Raw genomic sequence first — 10450 nt, 5'->3', positions numbered from 1 at the left:
AGGATATTGGCGTAACCGAGATTTCGGATACCCTTGAGCAGATAAAAAGATGACAAAATGTGCTTCAGAGAAAGAAAAAAGAATGGTTTTACACTAGCGCTGAAGGCACAATTGAATATTGAATCAGTGAATAAATAAAAGGCAGAGTTTACAGTCAACTTAAATGATCTACAAACCCTGCCACTTTTCAGTATAGAAGTACAAGCAACAAAGCCATGATGATATTCATCTGTTTTCGATATTTATTAAATCGCAATAAAAAAATCGCAATCCAATATTGAAAAGGATTACGGTTTTGTATAGTATAGGTTATAAAATTTATGGTTAAAGTTACTTCCAACCTGATAGCAAACTTTTGTCATTTGCAATAGCAGATACTACTTCCTCCCCAGATTTGAAATCGTCAAAGGTTCCTTTGTTAATTTCGTTGATGGCTTTATTTAAAAGTTTTTCGTAATATCCTTCAGGTGTTAAATCGGTTGTGGATTGGATAAAATCCTCTTGGGATTCAGTAGAGGCTATTCGTGCATACTCGTCTTTTATTTGGTCTATGAGTTTATCACGGTTCATATAATTTACTCCTTTTCATAAAAAGTTTATTTTGTCGTTGGTAGGTTTATGGTGACTGCTGAACTTCTTCTTAATATTTTTACATCTATTTAGCTCTCAGCCATGGTAGAGCATCGATTGTTTTTCTCTTGCGAATGGGGTTTTTGATCAATTATTCCTTAATATTAATAGAGTTATTATTTGCTGATGAAAGAATTTTATTCAGATTGTATTAGACATGAACCTAGAATGTAATTTGGAGTTTGTTGTAAAAGTCTTCTCGAAGGAGTAAAATTAAAATGTTGTTTTAGATTGTTATTCTTGTGGGAGATGAGTGTTCTTTAGTGAGTAATAAAGATATTTAAAATATGGAGCTTCATAAAAGAAGGGGGGTCACGTTATGGCTAAAAACGATAATATGCTGGCAATTCTGTGGATGCTGAATTCAGGCGTAAAAATGACTGCAAAACAAATATCCGAAAAATTAGAAATAAATATAAGGACAGTTTATCGGTATATTGATGCACTATGCGCCAGTGGAGTGCCTATAATATCCGACACAGGTCATAATGGCGGGTATAGCTTGCTGAATAATTTTATCAGAGCACCTCTGCTATTTGATATGGAAGAAAAAAAGGCACTCCTTCATGCTGCTGTTTTTGCAAAAGAAGCTGGATACCCTTTGAGTGAGGCATTAGGCAATGCGACATCAAAGTTGAAAATGTATTCGAATCAGGAACAGGAAAGTATACTTAACCATCATTTAGCCGGATTTGAAGTTATGAACCGCATGGTAAACCCTTCCATTCAGCCGACATTGGCGGAATTGGAGCAGGCTGTAGAAAAGGAATTCTCTGTAGAAATTGATTATCTCACAAGCCGTGAAGAGCAACCAAAGAATAGGATGATAGACCCCTATGGAATGGTTTACTGGAACAACAAATGGTATACTGTTGCATTTTGCCACCTAAGGAATGAAATACGAAGCTTTCGGGTAGATCGGGTTTTACTAATCAAGCGTACTCAAATAATATTTAAGCGTCCCGAAGCTTTTTCAACCCGTGAATTTTTTATGAAAAACCTGTTACCTGATTTAGTGGGTAAGGAGGGGTTAATTTCTTTAATTATCGAAGGCAGGTCAGAGGCGCTTAATGAACTATGCATGCATTGGTTTTTAGGGCATCATCTGAAAGAGCGAACATCTAGTCAAGCCATCTTTTTATTTGAGGAAAAATCAATTCATCTTTATGTCCCTTATTTTCTCCTATCCTATGGTAAATCTATTCAAATAATCGAACCACTGAGTTTGAAAGAAAGACTTGTTGCTATTGCATCGGAGTTAATGGAATATTATCAGCTTTAATAGCTTCACTGACAGCGGATGTCAGTGAAGTTGTTTTATTATGTAGGAAATATCGTTTGCGATATTGACGTAATATCAAAAAAGTCCACTGATATTAGCCTGTCCAATCTCAGAAGGAGATTGTTGACAGACTTATGCAAGGAATTCACAAATCTATGATTTGTAGAATTCTACTGCTAAAATGTGACCGAATTGGAGCTAAGCCTTTTTGTCCCAAGCTTGCTTGGCTAGGCAAAACGGACAGCAGGGAGCGAAGCGAGTCGGAGGCGGAGCCGTTGAGCTCCTCGAAGAGGACTTTTTTATAATGAGGATAGTCACTGATTACCGATGGCCGGTATTCCTTGATGAATAAAATAAGGAGAAATTGCAAAATGAATAATACAGTATATCTTTATGTGTTTGACACAATGTCAGACTGGGAAATAGGTTACTTAACTGCCGAGCTGAACTCGGGAAGATATTATAAAAAGGGGCTGGCCCCATCAAAAATAGTGACTGTTGGAATTGAAAAGACGCCTGTAACAACAATGGGTGGATTGAAAATACTGCCTGACATCAAACTGGATGAGTGCAGTATTGAAAGCACAGATGCATTGATATTACCTGGTGGAGATACATGGACAGAAACAATGCACCAACCCATCTTAAAAATCGCCCAGAGGTGTTTAAAGGAAGGGTTATTGGTTGCAGCGATTTGTGGTGCTACAATGGGACTTGCTCAGACAGGATTGTTGAATTCACATTGGCATACAAGCAATGATCTGGAATACCTTAAAATGATCTGTCCCACTTACACGGGCGAAAAGTATTACAAAATGGAGTCTGCTGTAACTGATGGAAAATTGATCACCGCATCTGGAATAGCTCCGTTGGAATTTTCTGTACACGTCTTGAAATCTCTGGGTGTGTTTTCTTCAAAAACATTAGATGCCTGGTATAGTCTTAATAAGACTCATGAATCCAAATATTTCTATGAGTTGATGAATTCAATCCAATGAAGGTATAAGCATAAAATTGATAGGGTATGATCATTTAAAGGATTAAAGGATGTAATATTTGATGAAGAGCGATTTCGATATGGTCCGCCGAGTTACCTTGTCGCTTCTATGGATTTACCGATAGTTGCCGAAGTACTTGAGGCATCGACTGAAGTCCCAAACTCATGCAGAATCGAGTTTAATCAAAGTCAGATGTTGGAACGAGCTCAAGGTGAACTTCAGCTAACGAATGGCTTACGTGATAATAGGGGATCATAGTAACAGGGATTGATTGCTGTATCAAGTAAATTAAAAAGTTCTTGACATGTGCATGAGTGCACACGTATAATCTAATTGGTGATTAATATGAAAAAAGAAAACAATATAACAGAATGCGGGAGAAACCTTGAACAGAGCATTGATTTTGAATTTTATAAAACTCTGTTTGATCCTGTGAGAAGTGAAATCCTAAAGTTTCTTGCAGTACAAGGTAAAAAGAATATTACAGAAATTGCAGAAAACTTTTCGCAAGATAGGTCAGTCATTTCAAGACACTTGGAATTAATGAATCGATATGGAATATTAAGCAAAGAAAAACAAAATAGATCCGTTTTTTATGAAGTTAACAAGGAACTCATCATCGAAAAATTTGAAACAACCTCAATCGAATTAAAGAAGTTTATACAAGAATAATATACAAAGGAAAACAGGCAGCGATGTCTTTTTCTTTCAGTATAAATATGCATATATGCACACATAAGAACAATAATAGAATTATTTGAAAGGAATTGATTAAATGAATCTAATAACAGTAAGCAAAGAGAAGTGTATTAAATGTGAACAATGCATAAAAGAATGTCCGGTATCTGTTTTATGTATGGGAGAAGACGGACCGGAAGAAGTAGCAAACACTACTTGTATCGCTTGTGGACACTGCGTCGCTATATGCCCTAATGCTGCAATAGATAATAATAGAACACAGCTTGCAAAACAAATTGAAATGAAAGATATACCTAAGTTAAATGCACAGCAGGCGGAGTACTTCTTAAGATCTCGTCGTTCCATAAGAAATTACAAAGATGAGTCAGTATCAAGAGAAAAGTTAACAGAATTAGTTGACATTGCAAGACTTGCGCCAACTGCAAGCAATGGTCAGGGAATCTCCTTTGTAGTAGTTCAAAATAGACAATTGCTTGAACAAGCTATTGAGATTTCTATTCAGATGATAGAAAATTCACCATTAAGATATCTCGTTGAAGAAGCTGTTAAACGTTACCGAGAAGATAGAGTCGATACAATATTCCGTGGTGCCCCAAACTTAATCATAGCTATTTCTGATGATGATTTTCCAAATGGTAGAGAGAACGCTATTTCTTGTTTAACCTACCTGGAATTATATGCACCTTCATTAGGCCTTGGATCATGTTGGGCTGGTATTTTTGAACATTGTGCATCTGTTGATAATTCACCGCTGCCCAATTTATTTAATATTCCAAAAAGGAAAAAGATTGTCGGTGCGGTAATGGTTGGGTATCCTAAGTATAATTATAAGCGACTGGTCGACAGAAACCCACTAGATGCAACATTCATTGTTTAATATTAAGAATTCAAGTTTATGAAATTATAATTAAGGCATACGGAGTGTGTTTGTTTGTTGGAAAAGAGTGGTTCGGATAAAAGATAACAACGAAATATGAAACACAATATGTTGTGGATTTTAAGAGAAAATGGGGCAAAAATCGGACTAAAATAAGACGGTTTTTGCCCCTTATAATGAGCAGAAATACAGATGACATGGGATAATTTAATAAATCTGCCATCGGGCAAACAACCATGAGGTTATTTTTTTCGTTACTATGCAAAACCGTTATCCAATCACCTTTTTTACGAAGTCAGTAACAGCGGCAAGCTGTTTGTTGGTTAATTTGATAAAACCTTTATGGACAAAATAACCATGATTGCGCACACCGAGTGTCATAGGCAGAGTTTCGCCATGTACAGGTACCCCTTTCTCCTTAAGGATAGATGCTATTTTTATTGCTCCATCATAGCTCCGGCAGTGGAAAAAGCAGCCACGACTTTGACTGTTGCCGCATCAAGACAATCACTTATCGGAGTTTTTTGTGAACTTTATTGCCAAAAACCGATTGAGAAAATCACAGTACAAGAAATTGCAAACAAGTCTGGATATAACCGCAGTACCTTTTATCAGTATTTTACCGATGTTTACGATTTGCTTAGCTTCGTGGAAAACGATATATTGGATTATATCCGGGATAAGATGAAAAACAAAGAGCAAGCTGATCCACGGGATATACTTTTACTTTTCGAAGAAAAAGGATCATGCCTAAATGCTTTATTAGGTGATTACGGTAATATCCGTTTTATAGAAAAATTGAAAGGTGAATTTTTTTCTGATGCGCAGAAATCTTGTTTCCCTAAAGATAGTTCACTAACACCATATTTATTAGAGTTTCAAGTCTCAACTGCATTTTCACTGCTTCGTCTTTGGCAGCGCAGGCAAAAGGATTTGCCACCAGATGAATTATATAACTTGATAGATAGGCTATTTACTTCGGGAATATCGTCTGTTATATAAAACTGTTAGACTGCGCTTGCAGCAGGATCGTCGGAGTCAATAACAAATAGTATTACCAAGTATTAAGGACGTAAAAGTTAAATCTTTTACGTCCTTTCTATAAAGATATAAATGATGTGAGAGTTTATTATCTAAGGTCGTATCCTAGTCTTCATAATAACTCCATAGTACCTGTTGCATTAATATTAGTTTTCCACCTTTTACAACCAATAGAACGCTTGTTCTTGGTTCGGATATTTGATATAATCTACTAGTTAGAAGGCAAGCAGATTCTAATGCTTTAACATGGAGAACTAATTTTTAACAAATAAATTTTTTAGGAGGCGACCAGAGAACAAACATGAAGAACAGAATCTATTTCGCAATCGATTTAAAATCCTTCTATGCCTCGGTCGAGTGTATAGAACGAGGGCTTGATCCGCTGACCACAAACCTTGTTGTTGCTGATGCAAGCCGTACCGAAAAAACCATTTGTCTCGCCGTCTCTCCCTCTCTCAAAGCATACGGCATTTCCGGTAGACCGAGGCTGTTTGAGGTCGTGCAGAAGGTCAAAGAAGTAAATGCAACACGGCTATACAAGGCACCAGGACGAGTCTTTACCAGCGTTTCATTCAGCGATACTGAATTGAAATCCTCGTCGGGTATTGCGCTGGACTATATTATTGCTTCGCCGAGAATGGCGTTTTATGTAGCGTACAGCACCCGGATTTACGATATCTATTTGAAATACATTGCGCCCGAAGATATCCATGTCTACTCCATTGACGAGGTATTCATTGATGCTACCGATTATCTGAACACCTACAATCTTTCAGCTCGTGAACTTGCCACAAAAATGATTCTGGATGTTCTTAAAACAACCGGCATTACAGGGTCAGCGGGAATCGGCACAAACTTGTACCTTTGCAAGATCGCTATGGATATTCAGGCAAAGCATATTCCGGTGGATCAAAACGGTGTGCAGATTGCTGAATTGGACGAAATGAGCTATCGTCGCTTGCTGTGGTCACATCGGCCTTTAACCGAATTTTGGCGTGTTGGTAAAGGGTATGCCAAAAAGCTGGAGGAACAAGGTCTCTTTACTATGGGAGATATTGCAAGATGTTCTCTCGGTAATCCTAACGATTATTACAACGAGGATTTACTATACAAGCTATTCGGCATCAATGCGGAGCTGTTAATTGACCATGCATGGGGTTGGGAGCCATGCACAATTGTCGATATTAAAGCGTATAAGCCAAGTACGAACAGCATTGGATCGGGGCAGGTACTTCAATGCGCCTATACCTTTGACAAAGCGAAGCTGATTGTACGGGAAATGACCGATATGCTGGTACTTGATTTGGTGGATAAAAGGCTTGTAACCGATCAGTTCGTTTTAACGGTCGGATATGATATTGAAAATCTGACCGACCAGAAGATAAAGAAATTATATAGTGGACCAATTACGATAGACCATTACGGACGTTCTGTTCCGAAAGCTGCCCATGGCACGATAAATCTTGGCAGACAGACCTCCTCGACCAAGCTAATTATGGATGCCGTCATGGAGCTGTTTGAGCGCATCGTTGATAAAAATCTTCTGGTCAGGAGAGTGAATATCGCAGCGAATCATGTTGTTGATGAGAGAACTGTTCAAAAGAGGAACGGCGTTGAACAGCTTGACTTCTTTACCGATTATGCCGCTGTACAAGCGAAAAAAGAGGAAGAAGAAGCCGAGCTTGGACGAGAAAAAAAGATGCAAAAAGCTTTGCTGGAAATAAAGAAGAAATACGGCAAGAGCGCCATTTTAAAAGGTATGAATTTGGAGGAAGGCGCTACTACATTAGATCGGAACAAGCAGATCGGAGGGCACAAGGCATGACAAATACTTATGACGATATGATCCATCTGCCGCACCATGTCTCTGCCAAACATCCGCATATGGCGGTTAGTGACCGAGCAGCTCAATTTTCTCCCTTCGCCGCCTTGACTGGCTATGGTGCCGCAATCAAAGAAACGGCCAGACTGACTGATGGGAGAGTAGAGATGGACGAAACTATGAAAGAGGTTTTGAGCGATAAGTTACGGATCATATTAGCTCGAATTAAAGAGCATCCACAAATCACAATCACCTACTTTCAGCCAGATGAGAAGAAGAATGGCGGCTCCTATGTTACCGCTACTGGTACGGTTAAAAAGATAGATGAATATGAAAGGATTGTCGTTATGAACGGGGATATAGAGATCCCCATTGATGAGATAAGCAGCATAGATGGGTATATATTTGAAATTTTGTAGCAATGGAATTAGTTATGTTATGCTTGAATTGGGGTATATTAAAGTTAAGCTTAAATTAAAGGAGGAGTTATCTATGAACAAGTTTATTTTCAATGATTATTTTCATGAACCACAGGGAAAAATCGCCAAGCGTATGATTTATAAAAGTGATAATGTAATTGCCTTTGTTCTAAACATTGCAAAAGGGGAAATACTACCGGGACATACTCATCTAGAGTCAACTCTTTTGCTGCAGGTCATGGAGGGTAATGCCAAGGTTGTCACAGATGGCAATGAAACCTCGTTGCAGGTGGGTGAGTTAATGCAGATTGATGGGCAGGAAAGCTTGCAAGTTATAAACATCGGTGAAGATGTCTTGCGCCTTTACGTCACAATTTCACCAATGGGTTCAGAGGCTTTTGCAACAGATGCAAATGTTTAAGAGATATCGATTTCTGCTGAAAAATTGCTAAGGCTAAAATCCTCAGTACGCTGAGGGTTTTATTGTTGGCAGTAAAAATCAGCATTATCCGCTTTATAAAGTTGTAAAATCAAAGTAGCCAAGGAATATAACCACCTTGGCTACTTTTTGTTTATCACTATTTAAAAATATGTGATATTATATTGGGACAATTTTGAAATAAGAAAATTTTATGCATATTGAAACCTTTTCAAATTTTTCGTGTATATATCTTTAGCAAGCTATAAAAAAAGTTATATTGATTATTACCAGAGAGGGGGAAGGCTGATTTGACGGAGGATAAAAAGCTTTTGCTTAATTTGAAAAAGAGAAAGCGTGATGCATTAGATAAAGTAATGAAGGAGTATACACCCTATGTCAGTGTGATTGTTTATAATATCATTGGAAATATGATGACAAAGGAAGATGTGGAGGAGGTGACGGCAGATGTATTTGTGGGCCTTTGGAAGCATGCTGATTCCCTTGATAGCGAAAAGGGGACGGTCAAATCTTATCTAGGAGCGGCAGCACGAAACTGTGCAAAAAACAAGTTGCGTCAAGTTTCCGTTCATCAAGAATTAGATGAACGGATGACTACTGAAAATTCTGAACCTGTCGTTTATCTTGAACAGAAGGAGAAGAAAAAACAATTGGTTCATCTGATTTCTACACTGGGCGAGACGGACAGTGAACTTTTTATGCGGTATTATTATTATGATGAAAAAATCTCTAAAATTGCTAAGATTACAGGAATGAATGCTTCCACTATCAAAACAAGATTAGCGCGTGGTAGAAAGAAGCTTAAGGAGATGATGGATAATGAGGGGAGGAGACTATGATGAATAAACGACTTTCCAAATTGTGCTGTGAGTTGAAGATAGACAGCATAGACATAGAAGAAAAAGTCAATATAAAAGACATTATTGATAGAGTAAATGGTACATTGAATACAGATATGAATGAAAGGAAAGTTTATAGAAGGCAGAAATTAATAAAAACAATAGTTATTATCACTGCACTTCTGATTTTAGCGACAACAACAGTATTTGCAGCAGTTAAAGCAGATATTCTGAAGTTGAATTTTACGGGGGATACGGCTCCCTTTACTAATTTTATAGATACGAAAAAGCAGAGCGTGACGGATGGACAATATAGGCTGACGTTGGAACAGACATTAGTTTCGAAATATCAGGTATTTGTGGTTTATACGGTGGAGGGCCTGACCGATGAAGCGATTGCAAAGCTCATGAAAGAGGATTATTTTGGAATAGGATTAACGGAGATCTCCTTTGAGCCAAAATATCGTGACCGTGCAACCATTTCGAATCTTACCCAGAACGAAATAATAGAGTTAAAAACGAAAACATCGCGGACATTTCAATTATACAGCAGCAGTTTTCTCAATGAGGACGAAGTAGATTTTATTCTAAGATTTGCTTGCATGGAAGAAGGGAAGCAGATAGCTGTTCCGATGAAGTGTAATGTGGAATCAAAGGAATTTATTTTGGAAGGACAGCCTTATGGCAATGCAATCTTAAGATATAGTCCTCTTGGAATTTATTTTGAGAGAAATTATAAAACACAAAATGAGATGGATACGGAATTGTATTTTCGCATGAAAAACGGTAAAATCAAAACTTGTAATGATTTAGCCGATGTATTGCCTGGGGGAAGGATGAATTCTTATGACGTATTTGATGAACAGCTTAAACTTTGGCGTTATGGTAGCACAGGGCTTTTTTATGAAATAACAGAGCTATCTGCCTTTAAAAGTATCATTGTTGGTAATATAGAGTATGACATTAAGAATACCACTAAAACTAAACCTATTACCATTGATGAAACATTGCGTCCTTTTGAGTTGAAACCAGTAATCAAAGATGAAACAACTTGGATACCAGTTGAAGCACTTTGCAGTAAATTAGGAGCAAAATATCAATGGAATGAAAAGACCCGTTCGGCGAAAATCAACTACCATGATGAAATATATATTCTTAAAGATGGGAGCAGTATTCTTTTGAAAAATGGTGAGGAATTTGAGCTATTTAATACCGTATGTATACTTGAAGGGCAACTGATTGCGCCAGAATACTTAGCTTTTGGTATGCATTTTAAGGTGAAACCAAAAGAAGAACCTTGGGAGAGTAGCGAACGTCGTGTAGGCACATATGATATGAAGAATACAGTATGGGTTGTTACACCTTGACATAATATGTAATACATTACCAAAGCAAGTATCCTTT

The 10450-nt window shown here is 37.6% G+C and carries 11 protein-coding genes and 1 pseudogene; 11 read left to right on the top strand and 1 reads right to left on the bottom strand.

What is annotated here, in order from left to right; translation table 11 throughout:
• Window positions 1-330: 330 nt before the first annotated feature.
• Entirely contained in the window at window positions 331-570 is a 240-nt protein-coding gene (locus JYB65_RS04695) for a hypothetical protein (RefSeq protein ID WP_206581439.1), read from the bottom strand.
• A 379-nt stretch (window positions 571-949) separates the two neighbouring features.
• Between JYB65_RS04695 and JYB65_RS04690 the strand changes: the two genes are divergently transcribed.
• From JYB65_RS04690 to JYB65_RS04640, 11 genes and pseudogenes are all read left to right on the top strand, one after another.
• Complete coding sequence (locus JYB65_RS04690; protein WP_206581438.1) at window positions 950-1912, top strand: helix-turn-helix transcriptional regulator; 963 nt, start codon at window positions 950-952, stop codon at window positions 1910-1912.
• 371 nt (window positions 1913-2283) lie between these two features.
• Window positions 2284-2910, top strand: coding sequence for a type 1 glutamine amidotransferase family protein (locus JYB65_RS04685; protein ID WP_206581437.1), 627 nt, complete (start codon window positions 2284-2286; stop codon window positions 2908-2910).
• A 48-nt stretch (window positions 2911-2958) separates the two neighbouring features.
• Window positions 2959-3168 (top strand): annotated as a pseudogene (locus JYB65_RS15270) (AraC family transcriptional regulator N-terminal domain-containing protein); the annotation flags it as partial.
• Window positions 3169-3255: 87 nt separating this feature from the next.
• On the top strand, window positions 3256-3582 hold the full coding sequence (locus JYB65_RS04675; RefSeq protein WP_206581436.1) for an ArsR/SmtB family transcription factor: 327 nt from the start codon (window positions 3256-3258) through the stop codon (window positions 3580-3582).
• Between the two features lie 103 nt (window positions 3583-3685).
• Window positions 3686-4486 carry a nitroreductase family protein gene (locus JYB65_RS04670; protein ID WP_206581435.1) on the top strand — a complete coding sequence of 267 codons (801 nt, stop codon included), beginning with the start codon at window positions 3686-3688 and terminating at the stop codon, window positions 4484-4486.
• A 342-nt stretch (window positions 4487-4828) separates the two neighbouring features.
• A complete protein-coding gene (locus tag JYB65_RS04665) occupies window positions 4829-5488 on the top strand; it encodes a TetR/AcrR family transcriptional regulator (RefSeq protein WP_206581434.1) in 660 nt (219 codons plus the stop codon).
• Window positions 5489-5828: 340 nt separating this feature from the next.
• Window positions 5829-7352, top strand: a complete 1524-nt coding sequence (locus JYB65_RS04660) for a Y-family DNA polymerase (protein ID WP_206581433.1) — start codon at window positions 5829-5831, stop codon at window positions 7350-7352.
• Entirely contained in the window at window positions 7349-7768 is a 420-nt protein-coding gene (locus JYB65_RS04655; protein WP_206581432.1) for a YolD-like family protein, read from the top strand. The genes JYB65_RS04660 and JYB65_RS04655 overlap by 4 nt, the downstream gene beginning before the upstream one ends.
• A gap of 73 nt (window positions 7769-7841) precedes the next feature.
• Window positions 7842-8189, top strand: a complete 348-nt coding sequence (locus tag JYB65_RS04650; RefSeq protein WP_206581431.1) for a cupin domain-containing protein — start codon at window positions 7842-7844, stop codon at window positions 8187-8189.
• A gap of 308 nt (window positions 8190-8497) precedes the next feature.
• A complete protein-coding gene (locus JYB65_RS04645; protein WP_206581430.1) occupies window positions 8498-9046 on the top strand; it encodes a sigma-70 family RNA polymerase sigma factor in 549 nt (182 codons plus the stop codon).
• Window positions 9043-10413, top strand: coding sequence for a stalk domain-containing protein (locus tag JYB65_RS04640; RefSeq protein ID WP_206581429.1), 1371 nt, complete (start codon window positions 9043-9045; stop codon window positions 10411-10413). Before JYB65_RS04645 ends, JYB65_RS04640 begins: the two co-directional genes overlap by 4 nt.
• Window positions 10414-10450: the final 37 nt, after the last annotated feature.

This window comes from Clostridium aminobutyricum (genome assembly GCF_017255415.1).
GTDB lineage: Bacteria > Bacillota > Clostridia > Peptostreptococcales > Anaerovoracaceae > Aminipila > Aminipila aminobutyrica.
The sequence above is the reverse complement of the archived record's forward strand: the minus strand, read 5'-3'. Positions and strand labels throughout refer to the sequence as shown.